The sequence below is a fragment of the Nonomuraea sp. NPDC054003 genome (genome assembly GCF_055585125.1).
In genome coordinates this window covers 93,629-112,410 of sequence record NZ_JBVJKR010000014.1, presented here as the reverse complement: position 1 = coordinate 112,410, position 18,782 = coordinate 93,629, and the positions used below count along the sequence as shown (strand labels likewise).

Here is an 18,782-nt window from a genome sequence, read left to right as displayed (position 1 = left end):
ATAGTCCTATTCTTCTGGAGGTGGCGGCATGACCGCACTCATCACCCGGGACGAGCTGAAGGCCGCGATCGACGCGGGCACCGTGACCGTCGTCGACGCGCTGGGCGGCGAGTACCACGCGAAGCGGCATCTGCCGGGCGCCATCGCCCTGGTCAGGGAAGACGTCGACAGGCTCGCACCCGCCCTGCTCCCCGACCTCGACGCCGCCATCGTCACCTACTGCTCCAACCCGGCGTGCCCCAACAGCGGCCAGGTCGCCGACCGGCTCACCGCCCTCGGCTACACCGACGTCCGCAAGTACCGGGAGGGCATCGAGGACTGGACCGACGCCGGCCTCCCCACCGAATCCGGATGATCCTCGTCGTGAAGAGGAGAGGCGACGGCGGGCCGCCAGGGACGTGGGGCCCGCCGTCGCCGTCGGGGATCAGGCCTTGGCCAGTGACCGGCCCGCTTCGAGGGCGGCGGCCAGGGCGTCGGCGCGCTGCTGGGCGGAGAGGTCCCTCAGTGCCTCCATGCCCGGGGTGGTGGCGGCGAGGGTGAGCTCACACTTGATCAGGGTGAGGTCCGCCTGCCAGACGTCGGCGAGGACGCGCTTCAGGTAGGGGGTCGAGTGGTCCCACCCGTCGCGCGGGGTGCCGGGGCCGTAGCCGCCGCCGAGTGTGGTGATCAGTACGGCGGGCGTGCCCTTCAGCAGCGGGGTGCCCTTGGCCGCGCCCGCCATGGCCAGGTCGGACCAGGTCTTGAAGTGCTGGGAGACGCCGTAGTTGTAGATCGGCACGGCCATGATCACGGCGTCGGCGTTCTGGAGTTCCCCGGCCAGTCCGGCGGCCAGGGCCAGGGCGTCGCGCTGCGCCGGGGTGCGGTCGGCCTCGGGGGTGGAGCGGGCGGTGGCGGCCTGTGCCCAGGCGTCGGCGGCCAGCGGGTCGGTGCCCAGGTGGCGGCGGGTCACCGTGCCCCAGGGGTGGGCGGCGGTCCACTCGGCTTCGGCTCGGTCGGCGATCTCGGCGCTGACGGAGGCGGCCGGGAGGATGCTGGCGTCGAGTCGGAACAGGTGCATGGATCGATCACTTCTTCAGGGTGGATGCTTCCCGCGGAACGCGGGGGTGGTCGCACGCGACGGCCCGGAGAGCTCCAGGGCCCGCGTCTCTCGACAGAGAAACGGACTTTACCCCGGTTAACATTCCCGGTTAGATTGATCGGGTGAACTTCCCTGTCGTGCCGCTGGGAAAACCACGTGGTGAGCGCGCGGACGCGGCACGCAACCGCGAGCAGTTGCTGGCGGCGGCCCGCGCGATGATCGCTGAGCACGGGACGCGGAAGGTGACCATGGACGCTCTCGCCGAGCGCGCCGGTCTGGGCAAGGGCACCGTCTTCCGCCGCTTCCGCACCCGGGCCGGCATCTTCCGTGCCCTGCTCGACGAGGAGGAGCGCCGCTTCCAGGAGCGGGTGCTGTCGGGCCCACCCCCGCTGGGCCCGGGCGCCGACCCCGCGCAGCGCCTGATCGCCTACGGCCGCGCCCGCATCGCCTTCCTCCTGGAACACCATGCCATCGCCCGGGCCGCCCTGGACCGCGCCCAGCCGATCCCCGTGGGCGAGGTCGCCATGACCCGGCCCCACATCCGCATGCTCCTCGGTCTGTCAGGCTCGCGCCTGCCCCACCCGGACACCCTCGCCGTCCAGCTCACCGCCGCACTGGAAGGCCCGCTGCTGCTCTATCTGTCCATGGACGAGGACGCCGCGCCACCGGCCATGGAAGCGGCCCACCCCCTGGCCGAAAGCTGGCAGACCCTCATCGAACGCGTCCTCCAGGCCGACCTTCCCCCGGAGGACGCGTGAGACGACCGCCCGTCCCCAGCGCCTCCAGCGCCTTGGCGAGCCTGGCCTGCCGGATCTCCGGGGTGGAAGCCTGGAGCAGCGGCAGGATCACGAGGTAGCGGCCCGTCTTGTCGAGCGCCTCGAACGCCTGCCGGGCAGCCGGGTCGGCGTCCAGCAGGGCGGCGAGGTCGGGCGGCACCGTCGCGTTCTTCTGCGACTCGTACGCGCGATCCCACCGCCCGTCCTCCTGGGCGCGACGCACCTCGGCCAGCCCCGGCTCGCGCATCCGCCCCGCGGCCGTCAGCTCGGCGACCTTGTCGACGTTGACCCGCGACCACAGGCTCCTGGGGCGGCGCGGGACGTACTTCTGCAGGTAGTGGAGGTCGTCCAGGCCGCGTCGCTGCCCCGAGATCCAGCCCCAGCAGAGCCCGACGTCGACCAGTTCGTCCTCGGTGACGGACGGGATGCCGGACTTCTTCTTGGCCACCTTGACCCAGACGCCTTCCGCCCGCGTGTGGTGCTCGGCCAGCCAGTTCTCGAAGGCCTCCGCGTCGGGGAAGGCGATGATCTCCACACCGTCGTCCATACGGATCAGGCTAACGGGACGATCCCGCGGCGCCTACTCAGGCCGCGGCGTGACGGATTCGCGGCTGCGGACGTGCATCGGAACCCGGTGCACGTCGCCCACCCGGCCGGTGTCCGAGCGGTCGCGGTCGATCTCGGTGAACAGCACGTCGACGGCCTTGCGGCCCAGTTCGTAGTGGGGCAGCGCCACGGTGGTCAGCTTGGGCCGCATCCACGAGGCGATGGGGTGGTCGTCGAAGGAGACGACGGAGACGTCCGCGGGGACCTTGAGCCCGAAGTCGTCGAGTGCCTGGTAGGCCCCCATGGCGATCCGGTCGTTGAAGCAGATCAGCGCACGCGGCCGTACGGTACCCAGAAGGTCGCGCGTGGCGGCGAGGCCGTATTCCGGCTGCCAGTCGGGGCACCTGCGAGCGCCCGCCACCTCGACTCCCGCCTCGCTGAGGGTCTCGCGGATGCCGATGAGCCGTTCCACCGCCGCGACGCTGTCCGAGGGCACGTCGCGCAGGCCCGGCCCGGCACCGATCAGGTGGATCCCGTCGCGGTGGCCGGCGTCGAGCAGGACGCGGGCGGCCAGGCGGCCGGCCTCGACCTCGTCGGGAAGGACGGCGGGCAAGGGCGTGGGCTCCTGGGGAAGCGCGTTGAGCAGCACGGCGGGTGAGGCCGTCATGCTCTTGGGGACCTTGATGGTCCTGGTGAACATCGAGGCCAGGATGAGCCCCTCGACCTGGCGGTCCTGCATGGTCTGCAGCAGGAGGCGTTCGAGTTCGGGGTCGCCTTCCGTCTCACCGATGAACAGCATGAAGCCCCGGTCCCGGGCGGCCTCCAGCGCTCCCTTGATCATGTCGCCGGCCAGGCGCGAGGTGGCGACGGTGTCGGAGATGAAGCCGATCGTCTGGGAGGTGCCCTTGCGCAGGCCCACGGAGACGATGTTGGGCCGATACTGCAACTCGTCGGCCGCTCTGAGCACTCGCTCCTCGACGTCCTGGGAGATGCGCAGTTCGCGGCCGCGGCCGGACAGCACCAGCGAAGCGGTCGGGCGGGAGACACCTGCGGCCTTGGCCACATCGGCCAGCGTGACCCGTCGTGGACTCACCCAGAACCTCCGGTCGTCAAGAGTGTGTTACAGGGGGTTGACATCCTGCGACGCGCAGGATGCGACTATCGGCGCTAACCCGATTTAGCAACGGAGGCGGACGCCGCCCGGCGCCGATCGTCCCAAGCAGCAGAGGAGACGCACATGGCTCGTCGAGGTCGCCGCGGCAGGTCCGGGGCCGCGCTGGTGATCGCCATGGGGACGCTGGCCGCCGCCTGCGCGGCGCCCGGCAGCGACAACCCGCAGCCTCAGGCCACCGCCTCGTCGCCGGTGTCCTCCGCACCCACGTGCGGCACGGAGCCGATCACCATGAGCGGCTACTTCGAGACCGGCTTCCCGCTGCCCAAGGCGCTGACCACCGAGTTCACCAAGCAGCACCCGAACGTCACGTGGAACCTCCGCGAGGACCAGTTCGCGGTGATCACCCAGAACGCGCCGCGCGTGCTGGCGGACAACCCGCCCGACCTGATGCGCCTGCCCCAGGTCTCCGAGCTGGTCAAGGACAACCTGCTGAAGAACCTGGACGGCTACGCGACGGCGTTCGGCTGGGACGAGTGGCCGGCCTCCCAGCTTGAGCAGCTGCGCCTGGGCCAGGGCGGGCGGCCGCGCGGCGAGGGCTCGCTGTACGCCCTGGGGCTCAACTCCAGCATGACCGGCGTCTTCTACAACAAGGAGCTCGCCACCAAGATCGGGATGTCCGCCCCGCCCACCACGCTGGCGGAGTTCGACGAGGTGCTGGAGAAGGCCAAGAAGGCGGATATCACGCCCATCGTCCAGTTCAACGGCGGCGCCACCGGCGGCCTGGCGTTCCCGCTGCAAAACCTCATGGCCTCCTACGGCCCGGCCGGGCCCATCAACGACTGGATCTTCCAGAAGCCCGGCGCCAGCATCGACACCCCGTCGAACCTCCAGGCCGTCCAGCACCTGGAGCGATGGATCAAGGCAGGATACTTCCAGAAGGACGTCAACGCGGTCGACTACGCGACCATGATGAGCCGCTTCATCGACGGTCAGGGCCTGTTCATGTTCAACGGCGACTGGGAGTCGGGCAACCTCGACAAGCAGATGCCGGGCAACGTCGGCTTCTCCCTGATGCCGCCGGCCCAGCAGGGCGGCAAACTGGCCGCGATGTCGGCCCCCCTCACCTTCGGCATCGCCGCGAACGCCAAGAACGCCGACTGCGCCGCCTTCTTCCTCGACTGGGTGGCCACCGACAAGCAGGCACGCACGATCGGCGTCGAGGTCGGCGGATCGCGTCCGATGGGACCGGCCGACGCTTACATGCCGGACGTCGCCTCGGACCAGGTCACCGCGAGCACTCTGGCGGCCGGGGCGGACATCGCCGAGGACAACGGCGCGATGGACTTCATCGCCAACGCCACAGGCGCCATCTACGCCAAGAGCTGGACGCCGCAACTGCAGAAGCTGGTGGGCGGAGAGCAGACGCCGCAGGAACTGCTGAAGACGGTCCAGGCGGACTACGCCGCCCAGGTCGAAGGGAACTGAGACCGGTGATGAGCAGCCGTGCCGGCGCCCGAGCCGCGCGCCGGCGGCCGGTCGTGACCATGCTGGGCGGCACGCGCGGCCTGGTCGGCTGGCTGTTCGTCGCCCCGGCGCTCGCCTTCTACGCGGTGTTCGTGCTGCGCCCGATCACCCTGACGTTCCAGTACTCGCTGTACGACTGGAACGGCATCGGCGCCTCCACCTGGGTGGGGCTGGCCAACTACGGCAAGGTCTTCACCGATCCCGACCTGTTCGACTCGCTCGTCAACGCCTTTCAGCTGATCGTGTTCTTCAGCGCGATCCCCGTCGTGCTGGGCCTGGCGATCGCCGCGACGATCAGGCGCATCGCCCAGAGCAGGCTTGCCGTCGTGGCCCGGACCGTGCTCTTCCTGCCGCAGGTCATCCCGCTGGTGGCCGCCGGCATCGCGTGGAGCTGGCTGCTGGCCTCCACCGGAGTGATCAACCAGTTGCTCTCGCTCATCGGCCTCGGCGGGGTGACGCGGGCCTGGCTGGGTGACTTCGCCACCGCCCTGCCCGCGGTCGGCATGATCGGCGCGTGGGTCCTGCTGGGCCTGTGCACGCTGCTGCTCCTGGCCGGCATGAGCAAGATCGATCCCGCGTTGTACGAGGCGGCCCGGCTCGACGGCGCCGGGCCGTGGCGGGAGTTCGTCTCCATCACGGTCCCGAGCCTGCGCCAGGAGATCGCGGTCTGCGTCACCGTGACCGTGATCGCGGCGCTGGCCAGCTTCGACATCATCTACATCTCCACCCAGGGCGGGCCCGGCAACACGACCATGGTGCCCGGCCTGCAGATCTTCTACCTCGCCTTCTCCGAACGCGAGGTTGGCATGGCCTCGGCCCTGGCCGTGGTGCTCATGGTCCTCGTGATCGCCTGCGCCCTTCCGATCCAGTGGTTCGCGAAGGACGGCGACCGATGAGCATCGCGTGGCGGGAGGCGTGGACCGGCAGGTTCCTGCTCATCCTCATGATGGCGGTCACGCTTCTGCCGTTCCTCAGCCTGTTCGTCACCGCCCTGCACCCCTCGCGCACCTACCCGGCCGGACTGGCCTGGCCGGACGACCCGCAGTGGGGCAACTTCGTGCGGGCCTTCGAGGCGGCCAACATGGGCGAACTGCTGAAGTCGAGCGGGCTCATCGTGCTGGGTGTGGTCCCGATCTCGATCCTGCTGGGCACGATGGCCGGCTTCGCCATCGGCCACCTGCGCGTGATCGGCGGACGAGTGATCTTCCTGCTGTTCGTGCTCGGTCTGACCCTCCCGTTCGAGGGCATCATCACGCCGTTGTACTACCAGATCCGCGACATGGGACTCCTCAACACGCGGTGGGCCATCATCCTGCCGCTCATCGGCCTGTTCATGCCGTTCAGCGTCTTCTGGATGCGCGCCCACTTCGTCAACATGCCCGGGGAGCTGTCCGAGAGCGCCCGGATGGACGGCGCCACTACCTGGCAGCTGTTCCGCCGCATTCACGTCCCCCTGGCCATGCCGGCGATCTCGTCCCTGGGCATCCTGCTGTTCCTGTGGACCTGGAACCAGTTCCTGCTGGCCATCGTCCTGGTCGACGACCCTGCCAAACGGACGATGTCCGGCGCGCTGGGCGCTTTCCAGGGCCAGTGGGGCACCGACATCCCGCTGCTCTGCGCCGGATCACTGCTGATCCTGACCCCCACGCTGGTGATCTTCCTCATCTTCCAGCGTCACTTCGTCAAGGCCCTGCTGCAGGGCTCACTGAAAGGATGACGGCGATGAGCGCGCCGCCGCTCTACGGCGGGATCGAGGCGGGCGGGACGAAGTGGGTGTGCGCGATCGCCGACGCCGACGGGAAGGTGCTCGCGACCCGCGTGATACCGACGACCACACCGGAGACGACCATCACCGCGGCCGTGCGGTTCTTCCGGGACCACCGGACGCTCGCCGCGGTCGGCGTGGGCAGCTTCGGCCCTGTCGATCTGCGGACGGGCTCACCGACGTACGGCCACATCACCGCCACGCCCAAGCCCGGGTGGTCCGGCACCGACGTCGTCTCCCCGCTGCGCGCCGCGCTGCGCGTTCCCGTCGGCCTCGACACCGACGTGAACGCCGCCGCGCTGGGCGAGTGGCGGCGCGGAGCGGGACGAGGGCTGGGCACGGTCGCCTACATGACCGTGGGCACCGGCATCGGCGTGGGAGCGGTGGTGAACGGCCGGCCGCTGCACGGTCTGCTGCATCCGGAGTTCGGCCACGTCCGCATCCCGCACGATCGGACCAGGGACCCGTTCGCGGGCAGTTGCCCCTTTCACGGGGACTGCCTGGAAGGCCTCGCCTCCGGCGAGGCGATGCGCCGGCGGTGGGGACAGCGCGCCGAGGACCTGGACGACCCGGCGGCGTGGGAGCTCGAGGCCGAATACGTGGCCCACGCCGTCATGAACCTGACCTACGCGCTGTCACCCGAGCGGATCATCGTCGGGGGTGGCGTCACCAGGCGCGCCGGGCTGATGGGACGAACGAGGGCACGCGCGTTCGACCTCGCCGCCGGCTACCCCGCGATCTCGGCGCTGACCGATCGGGCCGCCATGGACGAGTACGTGGTCAGCCCTTCGCTCGGCGACCACGCGGGAATCACGGGCGCCGTCGAACTCGCCATGCGCTGCTTCGCGTGACCGGCAGAGCACATCCGACCAGTGAAAGAAGAGATCATCCATGCACTCCCGAGGACGGTCAGGCGCCCCATGGACCCGCCGGCACCTCGATCAGCTCACCGAGACCGGCACGGCCACGGCTCCCGTCATCGATCCCCCGGCCCTGCCGAGGATCCTGCCGGACCTCGATCTGTGGGACCTGTGGCCGATTCAGGAGGAGGACGGCTCACCGAGCGTGATCGGCGGCCGGGAACTGTGGATGGCCCTGTCGGCTCCCGCCCTCGGTCATCCCGAAGAGCGCCATGACCAGGCCCGGATCCGCCTGCTCGGCAAGAGCGGCGACGCGTGGGAGGACCTGGGGAACGCCTTCGCTGACGGCGCCTCGCCCGGCAGCCGTGAATGGTCGGGGTCAGCGGTCCGCCGGCCCGACGGCACCGTGTCCGTGTTCTACACGGCCGCCGGACGGCGGGGCGAAGCACGCCCGACCTACCGGCAGAGCGTCATCGAGACCCGCCCCGCCCTGGTCGCGGACCGCGGCGGGGTCCTGCTGGGACGAGACGCCGAGCACCGCGAGGTCCTGCGCTCCGACGGCCTGACGTATCTGCCGGCCGACGAGTCCGACGGGGCGCCGGGCCGCATCAGAGCCTTCCGCGATCCCGGCTGGTTCCGCGACCCGGCCGACGGGCGCGACTACCTGCTCGTCGCCGCGTCCACCGCCTGGGAGGACGGCTTCACCGGTGCGATCGCCCTGGCCGAGTCACGGGACGGCGCCTGGTCCCTGCTTCCGCCCCTGCTCGTCGCCGAAGGCGTCAACCACGAGCTGGAGCGACCGCACGTCATCGTGCACGACTCCTGGTACTACCTCTTCTTCTCCACCCACCGCCATTCGTTCCACCCGGCCGACTGTGCGCCCACGGGGCTGTACGGCTTCGCCGCGCCCAGCCTGACCGGCCCGTACGAACCGCTGAACGGCTCCGGACTCGTGATCCAGAACCCCTCCGTCGCACCCGACCAGGCCTACGCCTGGCTGGTGCTGCCGGATCTCCGCGTGGTCAGCTTCGCCAACTACCGCTCCCACCAGGGCATGGACCCCCGATCCGCGGGAGCGGCGCAGGCGCGGGCCGGTTTCGGCGGCACCGTCGCCCCCATGCTCAGGCTCGTACTCAACGGCATGACCACCTCTGTCAGCCCGGTCACATGGTCACCGTCCTGAAGGAGGTCGGTGTTCCGACGGACCGGCGCCGGGGCCGCGAGAACCCCGGCGTCCGCCCGTTCACTCCGGCCGCTTCGCCCTGGAACCCGCCAGCCAGAGGCCGACGCCCACCAGCGCGAGCGCCGCGGCGGCCACCCAGATCCAGCCGGGGATCCCGTCGCCCGCCTCGGCCGCGGCGACGGCGGAACTCTCCGGCGCCGCGGGCGCGGTGGTCTCGGCGGGGACGCTCGGCGGCGTGCTCCGCTCGGCGGCCGGGGTCGGCGTGGACGGCTCCGGTGAGGGCTCGCCCTCGGCCGTGAAGGGGATCTCGCCCTCGATCGGGTGGCCGTCGGACGACACCACCCGCCAGGCGATGACGTACTTCCCGGCCGGCAGCGGCTCGGGCACCCCGGTCCGGACGAACTTCCCCTCGACCTGCGGCTCGCCGAGGTCCACCTGCCGGTCCCCGGCGTCGCGCAGGGCCACGAAGGGCATGCGGACGCGGGAGGTGAACTCCAGCTCGATCTCGTCGAGCGAGGTGACGGTGGCGTCCTTGGCCGGTGAGCTCGCCTTCAACGAGTCGTGAGCCAGTGCGGCGGGAGAACAGAACACCACAAGCAGGCCGCATATCAGCGCGGCCAGGATGGAACGCGGCGCGATCGCCATCGTGCAACTCCGTAGGTACAGGCCCGGCCCTCAGCCGGGTATGCCGAGCGGGCGCGCGGCTGTGACGACGCGCGCACCTGATGACCACGGGGCGCCGGGGGACGCGTACGTCAGCCGGCGCGGGCGAGCGCGGGCGGGCCGCGCCGGTGCACCGCCGCCGTGAACTCCAGGGAGCGCCGGGGACCGCTCCGGCCGGCGGACCGAACCGGCCGCACGCACCGGGGAGCCCGTACGGGCGAGGCGAGCACCAGGAGCAGCAGCCGCAGCGGCGCGACCCCCCACAGCCGCAGCATCGTCCACACGACGCTCTCGCCCTGGTGCAGCCACCAGCCGCTGAGCAGCGCGAGGGTCAGGTGGACCAGCGCCATGCCGGCGTTCGTGTGGCCGTGGTCCGTGGAGGTGACGCCGCCGGGCGCGACCTGCGCGAACGTCTGGTGCAGGACGAGCTGGGCGAGCACGGTCGCGGTGAGCACGGCTTCCCGCGTACGCTCGCGCCTGTTGCAGGCGAGGGCGAGGGCGAAGGACGCGATCAGGCTGATCACCAGCGCGGACCCCGATATCGCGCCGCCGCCGGCGAACAGGTGGCCGCAGGCCGAGACCACGACGCAGACCGCCGCGAAGGCGGCCGCGCGGATCAGACGGAGGACCGGGGCCATGTGCCCATCCTCTCAGCCGGGTGTCGCGGTCCTGGTCAGTGGTGCTGCGTCGACTCGATGGCGCCGCCGAGCTTCGCGCGCAGGCCTTCCAGCACCGCCGGGTCGGAGACGACCACCCAGCGCTCGCCCACCAGGTAGGTGCCGCCGTACGGCTGGGCGGCGTCCAGCCAGTCGCGCTGGCCCTTGCCCGTGGTGAAGGTGACCAGGACGGAGTGGGCCGCGGACGTCCGGCAGACGGCCTGCCGTAGCTCGTCGGCGTCGATCTGCACGTCGGGGCTGGGGCAGCCGAGCGCGGCGCCGATCTGGTCGATGCTCGCCGCGGTCGCCGGCTTGGCGGCGGCGGCCGGTGGAGCCGCGTGGGCGTGATGCGCCGCCGCGGGTTCCCCCGCGGCCGGCGCCGAGCACGCGGTGAGGAGCGTGCCGAGAACCACGGCGCACGCGGCGCCGAGCGGCTTGCCGACGAAAGTCTTCATGGTGCGGTCCCCGGGGGTGTAGGCAGAGCTCTTCCATACCGAGATACGCACCCCGGGCGAAGAAGTTCGATCGGCGCCGCGTCCGCCCCCGGGCTCGGGTCACCAGCCGAGTTCGTCGCAGCCGCTGTGGTCGGCGGGCTCGACCTGCAAGGTGGCGTGCGCCACGCCGTGCCGCTGGAGCAGCAGGTCGCGCGCCTGGTCCAGCACCGCGTGGTTGTCGCTCTGGTCGGCGGTGACCAGGTGGGCGGTGGCGACGTTCATGCCGGACGTCAGCGTCCACAGGTGCAGGTCGTGCACGTCGCGGACGCCGTCGATGGCGGACAGGTCCTGGGCCACGGCGCCGGCGTCGATGCCTTCGGGGACGTGCTGGCCCAGCACGGCGAAGACCTGGCGGCCGAGCGAGATCGCCCGGGCGGCGACGAAGACGCCGATGGCCAGGGCGATGACGGTGTCCCAGATGGGCCGGCCGGTGGTCGCGACCAGCCAGCCGGCGACGATGACGCCGACGGAGCCGGCGGTGTCGGCCACGACCTCCAGGTAGGCGCCCTTGACGTTCAGGCTCTCGGCGGCGCCGGAACGCAGCAGCATCAGGGCGACCAGGTTGACGGCCAGGCCGAGCGCGCCGACGACCAGCATCGGGCCGGAGGAGACCGCCACGTGGTGGCCGATGCGGCCGATCGCCTCGGCCACCACGTAGACCGAGACGACGATCATCAGCACCACGGCCAGCAGCGAGGCGAACACCTCGGCGCGGTAGGAGCCGTAGCTGCGCCGGCCGGTGGTGTCGGGCCGGGTGGCGATCCGCGTGGCGATCAGCGCCGCGCCGAGGGTGACCACGTCGGCGGCCATGTGGCCGGCGTCCGACAGCAGCGCCAGCGAGCCGGAGAGGAGACCGTAGACGAGCTCCACCACGAAGAACGCGCCGATCAGGGCGAAGGAGACCGCCAGCCGCCAGCGGTGCCGGCCGGCCGCGTGGCCGTGCCCGTGCCCGGTGCCCATCAGTGGTCCCCGCCGCGCTCTGGGTGGATCGCCTCGGTGTGTCCGGTGTGCTCCAGCGCCAGGTCCAGCAGCATCCGCACGTGCGGGTCCTCAAGCCGGTAGTACGCCATCCGGCCGGACCGCCGGGCGGCCACGATGCGGTGCGCGCGCAGCAGTCGCAGGGCGTGGGAGACGGCCGACTCGCTCTGCCCGGTCACCGCCGCGAGGTCGCACACGCACAGCTCTCCGTCCAGCAACGCGACCAGCAGCCGCAGCCGGTTGGGGTCCGACAGCAGGCCGAAGACGTCGGCGGTGTCGACCACGTCCTCGGGGGCGGGCATCCGCTCGCGCACGGCGGCCACCCGGTCACCGTCGACCACCTTGACGCTGCACCCGTCGATGGTCAACACACTGTCACTTGAAGAGCTGTTCATATATGAGAGAGTAGCCGGTGCTCTGGATCAGCTGTCAAGCCGTCAGAGGAGGGCTACTCGGCGTCCGCGGTGTCCGCCTCGCGCGGCGCAAGCGCGTACGCGAGGGCGACCCCCAAGCAGAGGGACAGCGAGATCCCCAGAAGGAGGTCGTGCAGGGTGACGCCGAGGCCCATGCCGATGGCCAGCCCGCAGGCCATGCCGAGCGTCCAGTCGGGGGAGGTCTTCTTGTCGTTCGTCATGGTCAGATCTTCGCCGGACGGGGCGGTGGCGAGGTAGAGACCGCGGTCATCGAAGGGCCGTGACAGGTGTCATCCCGGACGCGGGACCGCGGTCACTTGAGGGGGTCGTGGCCCCAGTTCATCAGCGAGTAACGCCATCTGGTCTCCCGGACGTCGCCGGACGGCCGCTGCGCCAGGTGGCGGTGCACGTAGCCGATCACCTTGCGCATGTGCGCGTAGTCCTGCTCGGTGAGAGCCGACTCCTTCTTGTGGAGCAGTTCGACGATCCTGCGGCCGGACTCGTGGCCGGTGGACTCGCCGCCGCCGTCCTTCTGCCCGACCGCCTTGGACTCGTCCGTGTCGAGCCAGCGCTTCAACTCTCCGGCGGTCATGTTCACCGCCTTGCCGAACTCGGCCGCGATCGCCCGCTCCTCCTCCCCGGTCATCAGGAGCCCTTGTCCTTGCGCAGGGCCGACGGCTTGTGCACGGCCTTCTTGCCGCTCTTCTCGCTGCGCACCACGTACTGGGGCTCGTCGGGCGAGGCGGCCACGGTACGGCCGGCCTCCTTCTCCCGTTTGGTGATCTTCTTCTCGACCTTGCCGTGGGCGGTGGAACCGTGGCTGCGCCAGGTGACCTCGTCGCCCACCGACGGGTCCTTCTTCCGTTTATCGGCCATGACCTGCGCATACCCGGGCCCGCGCACGTCACACGACATGGTTGCGCAGGCCCAGCTCGTCCGGATACGGGAGGAAGTATGTCTGGTTCTGGACGTAGGTGGCGGCTTCGCCGCGGGCGTGGTGGCGCAGCAGGGCGAGCGGCACGCTGAGCGCCACCCGGCGCTCCTGGTAGGAGGCGATGACCTCGGCCAGGTCGGCCCGGCGGACCGGGTCGAGCTCGTCACCGAGCATGCCGAGGCAGTGCTGCAGGACGTTGACGTTGCGCCCGACCGACGCCTTGACCGCCATCGCGGTGCGGAACGCGGTGCCGTACGTGCCGGCGAGCTCCTCGCGCGGGCGCGTGCCCGCCTCCGCGACCAGGCGGCCGGTCTCGCGGTAGCCCTCGGTGGAGTGCGCGAGCAGCTGCATCTTGTGCCGGGACTGGAAGGCCACCAGGTCGCGCGGCCGCCAGTCGCTCCGCAGCAGCTCGCGCAGGCGCGCGTGGGCGAAGATCCGCTCGGTGAACGCCTCCCGCAGGACGGCGTCGCGGAGCCGGCCCTCGTCCTCCACGGGCAGCAGGGGATGGCTCTCGATCACCGCGTCGGCGAACAGGCCCCGGTTCTGCCGGGTCACCATCGTCTCCCCGTCGTAGAGCGGGATGCCGTGGATGCCGCAGCTCGGGCTCTTCGCCTTGAACACGTACCCGTCGACGTCCAGCCCGGCGGACCGCTCGGCGGCCAGCCCGGTCATGGCGGGCGTGAGGTCACAGCCGGTGTTCCTGGTCATGAGCCGGGGGCCGCTGGGGGAGCGTTCGAGCCGCAGCGACTCGCGGGGGGTGCCGAGGCCGATCTCCATCTCCGGGCAGATCGGCACCCAGTCCACGAACGGCGCCAGCTCGTCGGTGAGGTAGCGGGCACGGCTGTGGTTGCCGTTGTGCCGTACGCGCGCGCCGAGCAGGCAGCTCGACACCGCCACCCGCGGCCTGCCCAGGCACTGGTCCTCAACCATGCCCCACAGCTGCCCACAACGGGTCGCCGCACGCCACCCGCAGGCCGGCGTCGGACCTGGTCACAGCGGCGCGGGGAAATCTTGTCCCGATGCTCGGACCGCCATGGCGCTCGTTTGGGACGCCATCGGGCACGTGCATCCGTGATCGCGACGGCTTCGAAAGACAGTGTGTGGAACAGACGAGAAGCGAACAGGCGGGGCGCGTGGCCCTCGGGCCGGCCCGCGCCCTGGGAGTCCTGTCCCTGCTGGCCATGGTCGGCCTCCAGGTGGCGTCCGGGCTGGCCGCGCGGCCGGAACGGTTCACCGGGCTGATCGTGGCGCTGCTCGCCGCGTCCGCCGTCGCCTTCGCCGCCGGCGCGTGGGGGACGCGCCGGGCGCTGGCCGCGTTCGGGGCGGCCGTGCTGACCGGGTACGCGGCCGAGGTGGTCGGGGTGCTGACCGGGTTCCCGTTCGGCGAGTACGCCTACAGCGACGTGCTGTGGCCCCAGGTGGGCGGCGTGCCCGTCGTGGTGGCGGTGGCGTGGGGCGGCATGGGGCTCGCCGCGTACGCGGTCGCCGCCACCCTCTTCGGCGGCTGGGCGCGCGTCTGCGCGGGCGCGGCCGCGCTGACGGCGTGGGACCTGTTCCTCGACCCGCAGATGGTCCGACTCGGCCTGTGGACGTGGGCGGCGGACGACGGCTTCTACCGGGGCATCCCGTTGAGCAACTTCGCCGGCTGGCTGCTGGTGTCGGCCCTGGTCATGCTGGTCGTCGGGCGCGTCGCCGGCGACGCCGCGCCGGGGCGGGGGCTGCTCGCGGTCTACACGGTCATGGCGGTCATGGAGACGATCGCCTTCGCCGCGGTGTTCGACCCGACCGACCCGCTGGTGGCGGCGGCCGGCGGGATCACGATGGGCGCGTTCGCCGCGCCGGCCTGGAGGCGGTCATGGCAGAGGTGACGGTGGTCGGCGGCGGCGTGGGCGGCATGGCGTGCGCGCTGCTGCTGGCCCGGCGGGGGCACGAGGTCCGGCTGTACGAGCAGCTGCCCCGGCTGGGCGGCAAGCTGGCCGAGTATCGCCGTGACGGGTTCGCCTTCTCCCTGGGGCCGTCGCTGCTGACCATGCCCGGCCTCTTCCGCGAGCTGGGCCTGGACCGCGAGCTGATCGAACCTGACCCGCTGTGCCGGTACCGGTTCGCCGACGGCACGGTGCTGGACGCCCGGCGCGACCCCGAACGCATGGCCGCGGAGGTGGAGCGGCTGGCCCCCGGCGAAGGGCGGGCCTGGCGGGCCTTCCACGGCTGGGCCAGGGGTGCCCTGGAGGCGGCGGACCGGACCGTGTTCGCCGGGCCGCTGATCCGGCGCCCCGGTGAGGCCCGGCTGTCCGACCTGCTGGCCGTGGCGCCCGCGCGCACCCTCGACGGGCTGGCCCGCCGCTACTTCCGTGACGCCAGGCTGCGGCAGTACGTCGGCCGCTACGCCACCTACGCCGGGTCCAGCCCGTACCGCGCGCCCGCCGCGCTGGGGTGCGTCCCCGCGCTGGAGCACGGGCAGGGCGTCTGGTACGCGCCGGGCGGCCTGGCCCGGCTGGCCGACGACCTGGGTCTGCTGCTGAAGGCGGCGGGGGTGCAGGTGTTCCTGTCCGAGCCGGTCGCGGCGGTCGAGGCCGGTGGCTCCGCCGTCACGGGGGTCCGGCTGGCGAGCGGGGAGAGGGTCCGGTCGGACGTCGTGGTGGCCAACACCGACGCCGCCGCGCTGTACGGCCGCCTGCTGCCCGACCGTGGGCGGCTGCGCAGGATCGCCCGGCTGGGGCGCTCGTCGTCGGCGCTGCTGGTGCTGGCCGGCGTGGAGGGGCGCACGCCCGGCCTGCCGCACCATGCGGTGCTGTTCTCGGCCGACTACGAACGGGAGTTCGCCGACGTCTTCGACCGGGGGAGCCCGCCGCTCGACCCGACGATCTACGTCGGCTGCTCGGCCGTGGACGACCCCTCGCAGGCCCCGGCGGACGCGGAGAACTGGACGATGCTGGTCAACGTGCCCGCCCGCGATCCCGGCCGGTGGCCGATCAGCGTGGCGGCGTACCGGGATCTGGTGCTGGAGCGGCTGGCCGAGCGCGGCCACGACCTGGCGGGCCGGTTGCGCTTCGCCGACGTCTTCACCCCGGCGGACCTGCGCGACCGCTACGGGGCTTGGGGCGGCGCCATCTACGGCAGCGCCTACCGGGGCAGGCTGTCGGCCTTCCTGCGCCCCGGCAACCGCGGCCCCCGGCGCGGCCTGTACCTGGTCGGCGGCTCCGCGCACCCGGGCGGCGGGCTGCCCATGGTGACACTGGGCGCCCGCATCGTGGCCGACCTGGTGGCCCAGGACTTCCGGGACGCGCCGCCCACGACCGCAGGCGGTCCCCGATGAGGCCGCTCACCGTCGTGCAGGCGGTCGCCGCCGGGGTGGCGCTCGCCAGGCTCGCGCGGGGGCGGCGGCGGCTTCCGCCGCTCCGGCCGCGCCGGGACGCGGGCGTGACGATCTCCGTGGTGATCCCGGCGCGCGACGAGGAAGCCAGGATCGGGCCGTGCCTGCGGGCCGCGCTCTCCGACCCCGCCGTCACCGAGGTGATCGTGGTCGACGACGGCTCCCGCGACGGTACGGCCGAGGTGGCGGCAGCGGCCGGGGCCAAGGTCGTCACCGGCGAGCCGCTGCCCGGCGGGTGGGTGGGCAAGCAGTGGGCGCTGCGCCAGGGGGTGGCGGCGGCCGGCGGCGAGGTCGTGGTCACCCTGGACGCCGACGCCCGGCCGGGGCCCGGCCTGTTCGGCGCGCTGGCGGCCACGCTGGAGCGGTACGACCTGGTGAGCGCCGGCCCCCGGTTCGTCTGCGACGGCGTGCTCGAACAGGCCCTGCACGCCTCCATGCTGGCGACGCTGGTCTACCGGTTCGGGCCCGTCGGCCCGGCGAGCCCGCCGCCGCCGCACCGCGCCGTCGCCAACGGCCAGTGCATGGCCTTCCGGCGCGCCCGGATGGCAGAAGCGGACGGGTTCGCGCTGGTACGCGACCGGATGACCGACGACGTGGCGCTGGCCAGGCGCCTGGCGGGGCAGGGCTGGACGGTCGGCTTCCTGGACGCGGGCGGCCTGCTGGAGGTCGACATGCACGACTCGGTGGGTGAGCTGTGGCGGGAGTGGGGCCGCTCGCTCCCGCTGCGCGACGTCACGGGCCCCGGCTGGCAGGCGGCGGATCTGGCCGTCATCTGGCTGACCGGGGCGCTGCCGGTGCTCCGACTGGCGGCCGGCCGCCCCACCCGTCTGGACACGGCGCTGCTGGCGGCGCGGCTGCTGCTCACAGGCGCGCTGCGCGGCAGCTACCGCGCCCCCGGCCTGGGCCTGCTGCTGTCGCCGCTGCTCGACCCCGCCGCCGCGTTCCGGCTCACCCAGGCGACGCTGCGTCCCGTACGGACCTGGCGCGGTCGTACGTACCCGGAGGTCAGCGGCGGCGCTCGGCGAGCGCGGCCTGGCCGAAGCGCAGCCCGATGAGGCACATCAGCCCCCCGGTGGCCGCCACCAGCTCCACGGGCGCGAACAGCAGTTGCAGCACCGGCACGCCGAACACCGCCAGGCGCGCCCCCACCGCGAACGAGCGCAGCGCCACGGCGGTGACCACCAGCGCCGTCACCGCCAGCACGAACGCCGGAGGACAGATGACCGCGACGCCCCCCGCGAAGGTCAGGATCGAACGGCCGCCGCGGAAGCCGGCGAAGATCGGCCAAGCGTGCCCCGCCATGGCCGCCGCCACCGCCAGGTACACCGGCAGCGCGCTCGCCCCGGTGACGACGCCGAGCGCGGTGGTGTGGACGCCGCTGACCAGGAGCGCCACGAGGGCGGCCAGCGCGCCCTTGAGCGTGTCACCGGCGAACACCGGCACGGCGGCCCGCAGGCCGAGCTGCTCCTTGACGTTCCAGTACCCGGGGTTGCGGTCGCCGACGTCGCGCGGGTCCACGCCGTGCGCCCGCGCCACCAGGACCGCCACCGGCACCGAGCCGAGCAGGTAGCCGGCCATGACCGACACCACCACCTCAACCATCGCGTCGTTCCACCTCATCCGGTACGACAGCGCCCGCGCGATGCGGCACATGGCCTTCGACCGGCCGTTGTTGCGGCGCACCGGCGGGCTGCTGTTCTGGCGGCTGCTCGGCACCGGCCGCGGCCGGGCCATGTCCCTCGGCGCCGACCTGCGCCGGTGGGCGCTGTTCGCGGTCTGGCGCGGCGAGGACGATCTGGACGAGTTCCTGCGCGCCTCGCCGATCGCGGCCCGCTGGCGGGCTGAGGCGTCCGAATACTGGCAGGCGCGGCTGTCCCCGATGGCCTCGCGCGGCGCCTGGTCGGGCCGCGACCCCTTCGCCTCCAAGACCAGCCGAACCTCCAGGGGCGAACGGGTCTCGGGTGCGGGCGGGGCTTCCGGGGTATCTGGCGAGCTTTCCCACAACCCGGGGGCCGAGAGGTCTTCCGAGTCTTCGGAGGGCTTCGGGGCGGGCGCGGCGTGCCGGGGTGGCGGGCCGGTGGCGGTGCTCACGAGGGCGTCGATCCGGTCTCGCCGCCTGGTCGCGTTCTACCGGTCGGTGCCGCCGGTCGACGAGTTGCTGCGGCGGCAGGACGGCTGCCTGGCCTCGATCGGCATCGGCGAGTGGCCGCTGGCCCGGCAGGCGACCTTCTCGCTCTGGCGCGACCGCGAGGCGGTGCGCGCCTTCGCCTACCGGGGCGAGGCGCACCGGCGGGTCATCGAGCGCGTGCGGGCCGACGACTGGTACGCGGAGGAGCTGTTCGCCCGTTTCACCCCGTACGCCAGTGAGGGCACCTGGGACGGAGCCGATCCGCTGCGCTGAGGACGTCATGACGATGTCTCCACC

The 18,782-nt window shown here is 72.3% G+C and carries 24 protein-coding genes; 11 read left to right on the top strand and 13 right to left on the bottom strand.

The window, feature by feature from the left end:
• Nucleotides 1-28 precede the first annotated feature (28 nt).
• Nucleotides 29-355, top strand: coding sequence for a rhodanese-like domain-containing protein (locus ACZ6YG_RS32730; RefSeq protein ID WP_148035764.1), 327 nt, complete (start codon nt 29-31; stop codon nt 353-355).
• 69 nt (nt 356-424) lie between these two features.
• Here the strand turns inward: ACZ6YG_RS32730 and ACZ6YG_RS32725 are convergent, their stop codons facing one another.
• Nucleotides 425-1,057, bottom strand: coding sequence for an FMN-dependent NADH-azoreductase (locus tag ACZ6YG_RS32725; RefSeq protein ID WP_148035763.1), 633 nt, complete (start codon nt 1,055-1,057; stop codon nt 425-427).
• 143 nt (nt 1,058-1,200) lie between these two features.
• Here ACZ6YG_RS32725 and ACZ6YG_RS32720 point away from each other — a divergent pair, with 143 nt between their 5' ends.
• Nucleotides 1,201-1,836 (top strand): TetR/AcrR family transcriptional regulator, encoded by a 636-nt coding sequence (locus tag ACZ6YG_RS32720; RefSeq protein ID WP_466020132.1) that lies wholly within the window; start codon nt 1,201-1,203, stop codon nt 1,834-1,836.
• On the opposite strand, the gene ACZ6YG_RS32715 is transcribed toward ACZ6YG_RS32720, so the two are convergent.
• On the bottom strand, nt 1,790-2,401 hold the full coding sequence (locus tag ACZ6YG_RS32715; protein WP_466020131.1) for a YdeI/OmpD-associated family protein: 612 nt from the start codon (nt 2,399-2,401) through the stop codon (nt 1,790-1,792). The two genes, ACZ6YG_RS32720 and ACZ6YG_RS32715, sit on opposite strands and share 47 nt — an antisense overlap.
• Before the next feature lie 33 nt (nt 2,402-2,434).
• On the bottom strand, nt 2,435-3,493 hold the full coding sequence (locus ACZ6YG_RS32710) for a LacI family DNA-binding transcriptional regulator (protein ID WP_271275544.1): 1,059 nt from the start codon (nt 3,491-3,493) through the stop codon (nt 2,435-2,437).
• Nucleotides 3,494-3,637: 144 nt separating this feature from the next.
• Between ACZ6YG_RS32710 and ACZ6YG_RS32705 the strand changes: the two genes are divergently transcribed.
• Genes ACZ6YG_RS32705 through ACZ6YG_RS32685 form a run of 5 tightly spaced genes read left to right on the top strand, consistent with a single transcriptional unit; the run spans nt 3,638 to nt 8,846 of the window.
• The gene (locus ACZ6YG_RS32705) at nt 3,638-4,999 is read left to right on the top strand and encodes an ABC transporter substrate-binding protein (RefSeq protein WP_148035758.1); all 1,362 of its coding nucleotides are present in this window, start codon (nt 3,638-3,640) and stop codon (nt 4,997-4,999) included.
• Nucleotides 5,000-5,007: 8 nt separating this feature from the next.
• A complete protein-coding gene (locus tag ACZ6YG_RS32700; protein ID WP_148035757.1) occupies nt 5,008-5,934 on the top strand; it encodes a carbohydrate ABC transporter permease in 927 nt (308 codons plus the stop codon).
• A complete protein-coding gene (locus ACZ6YG_RS32695; RefSeq protein WP_148035756.1) occupies nt 5,931-6,755 on the top strand; it encodes a carbohydrate ABC transporter permease in 825 nt (274 codons plus the stop codon). Before ACZ6YG_RS32700 ends, ACZ6YG_RS32695 begins: the two co-directional genes overlap by 4 nt.
• Nucleotides 6,756-6,760: 5 nt before the next feature.
• Entirely contained in the window at nt 6,761-7,654 is an 894-nt protein-coding gene (locus ACZ6YG_RS32690; RefSeq protein ID WP_466020130.1) for an ROK family protein, read from the top strand.
• 40 nt (nt 7,655-7,694) lie between these two features.
• On the top strand, nt 7,695-8,846 hold the full coding sequence (locus tag ACZ6YG_RS32685; RefSeq protein WP_466020129.1) for a glycoside hydrolase family 68 protein: 1,152 nt from the start codon (nt 7,695-7,697) through the stop codon (nt 8,844-8,846).
• A 60-nt stretch (nt 8,847-8,906) separates the two neighbouring features.
• On the opposite strand, the gene ACZ6YG_RS32680 is transcribed toward ACZ6YG_RS32685, so the two are convergent.
• From ACZ6YG_RS32680 to ACZ6YG_RS32640, 9 genes are all read right to left on the bottom strand, one after another.
• Nucleotides 8,907-9,491 carry a copper resistance protein CopC gene (locus tag ACZ6YG_RS32680; protein ID WP_397196374.1) on the bottom strand — a complete coding sequence of 195 codons (585 nt, stop codon included), beginning with the start codon at nt 9,489-9,491 and terminating at the stop codon, nt 8,907-8,909.
• Between the two features lie 110 nt (nt 9,492-9,601).
• Nucleotides 9,602-10,147 (bottom strand): MFS transporter, encoded by a 546-nt coding sequence (locus ACZ6YG_RS32675; protein WP_466020128.1) that lies wholly within the window; start codon nt 10,145-10,147, stop codon nt 9,602-9,604.
• A gap of 35 nt (nt 10,148-10,182) precedes the next feature.
• Entirely contained in the window at nt 10,183-10,620 is a 438-nt protein-coding gene (locus tag ACZ6YG_RS32670) for a hypothetical protein (RefSeq protein WP_397196372.1), read from the bottom strand.
• Nucleotides 10,621-10,719: 99 nt separating this feature from the next.
• On the bottom strand, nt 10,720-11,619 hold the full coding sequence (locus ACZ6YG_RS32665) for a cation diffusion facilitator family transporter (protein ID WP_466020127.1): 900 nt from the start codon (nt 11,617-11,619) through the stop codon (nt 10,720-10,722).
• Complete coding sequence (locus tag ACZ6YG_RS32660) at nt 11,619-12,008, bottom strand: ArsR/SmtB family transcription factor (protein ID WP_271275534.1); 390 nt, start codon at nt 12,006-12,008, stop codon at nt 11,619-11,621. Before ACZ6YG_RS32660 ends, ACZ6YG_RS32665 begins: the two co-directional genes overlap by 1 nt.
• A 77-nt stretch (nt 12,009-12,085) precedes the next feature.
• The gene (locus ACZ6YG_RS32655; RefSeq protein WP_148035748.1) at nt 12,086-12,271 is read right to left on the bottom strand and encodes a hypothetical protein; all 186 of its coding nucleotides are present in this window, start codon (nt 12,269-12,271) and stop codon (nt 12,086-12,088) included.
• Between the two features lie 92 nt (nt 12,272-12,363).
• The gene (locus tag ACZ6YG_RS32650) at nt 12,364-12,696 is read right to left on the bottom strand and encodes a DUF3140 domain-containing protein (protein ID WP_148035747.1); all 333 of its coding nucleotides are present in this window, start codon (nt 12,694-12,696) and stop codon (nt 12,364-12,366) included.
• On the bottom strand, nt 12,696-12,926 hold the full coding sequence (locus ACZ6YG_RS32645) for a hypervirulence associated TUDOR domain-containing protein (protein WP_148035746.1): 231 nt from the start codon (nt 12,924-12,926) through the stop codon (nt 12,696-12,698). The genes ACZ6YG_RS32650 and ACZ6YG_RS32645 overlap by 1 nt, the downstream gene beginning before the upstream one ends.
• Before the next feature lie 28 nt (nt 12,927-12,954).
• Complete coding sequence (locus ACZ6YG_RS32640; RefSeq protein WP_466020126.1) at nt 12,955-13,914, bottom strand: YbgA family protein; 960 nt, start codon at nt 13,912-13,914, stop codon at nt 12,955-12,957.
• 170 nt (nt 13,915-14,084) lie between these two features.
• On the opposite strand from ACZ6YG_RS32640, the gene ACZ6YG_RS32635 reads away from it, so the two are divergent.
• Genes ACZ6YG_RS32635 through ACZ6YG_RS32625 form a run of 3 tightly spaced genes read left to right on the top strand, consistent with a single transcriptional unit; the run spans nt 14,085 to nt 17,412 of the window.
• The gene (locus ACZ6YG_RS32635; protein WP_261808971.1) at nt 14,085-14,852 is read left to right on the top strand and encodes a carotenoid biosynthesis protein; all 768 of its coding nucleotides are present in this window, start codon (nt 14,085-14,087) and stop codon (nt 14,850-14,852) included.
• Complete coding sequence (locus ACZ6YG_RS32630; RefSeq protein ID WP_466020125.1) at nt 14,840-16,300, top strand: phytoene desaturase family protein; 1,461 nt, start codon at nt 14,840-14,842, stop codon at nt 16,298-16,300. Before ACZ6YG_RS32635 ends, ACZ6YG_RS32630 begins: the two co-directional genes overlap by 13 nt.
• On the top strand, nt 16,297-17,412 hold the full coding sequence (locus tag ACZ6YG_RS32625) for a glycosyltransferase family 2 protein (protein ID WP_466020124.1): 1,116 nt from the start codon (nt 16,297-16,299) through the stop codon (nt 17,410-17,412). Before ACZ6YG_RS32630 ends, ACZ6YG_RS32625 begins: the two co-directional genes overlap by 4 nt.
• On the opposite strand, the gene ACZ6YG_RS32620 is transcribed toward ACZ6YG_RS32625, so the two are convergent.
• Nucleotides 17,363-17,959 carry a glycerol-3-phosphate acyltransferase gene (locus ACZ6YG_RS32620; RefSeq protein ID WP_364228907.1) on the bottom strand — a complete coding sequence of 199 codons (597 nt, stop codon included), beginning with the start codon at nt 17,957-17,959 and terminating at the stop codon, nt 17,363-17,365. The two genes, ACZ6YG_RS32625 and ACZ6YG_RS32620, sit on opposite strands and share 50 nt — an antisense overlap.
• Here ACZ6YG_RS32620 and ACZ6YG_RS32615 point away from each other — a divergent pair.
• Nucleotides 17,934-18,758 carry a spheroidene monooxygenase gene (locus tag ACZ6YG_RS32615; protein WP_466020123.1) on the top strand — a complete coding sequence of 275 codons (825 nt, stop codon included), beginning with the start codon at nt 17,934-17,936 and terminating at the stop codon, nt 18,756-18,758. The two genes, ACZ6YG_RS32620 and ACZ6YG_RS32615, sit on opposite strands and share 26 nt — an antisense overlap.
• Nucleotides 18,759-18,782: the final 24 nt, after the last annotated feature.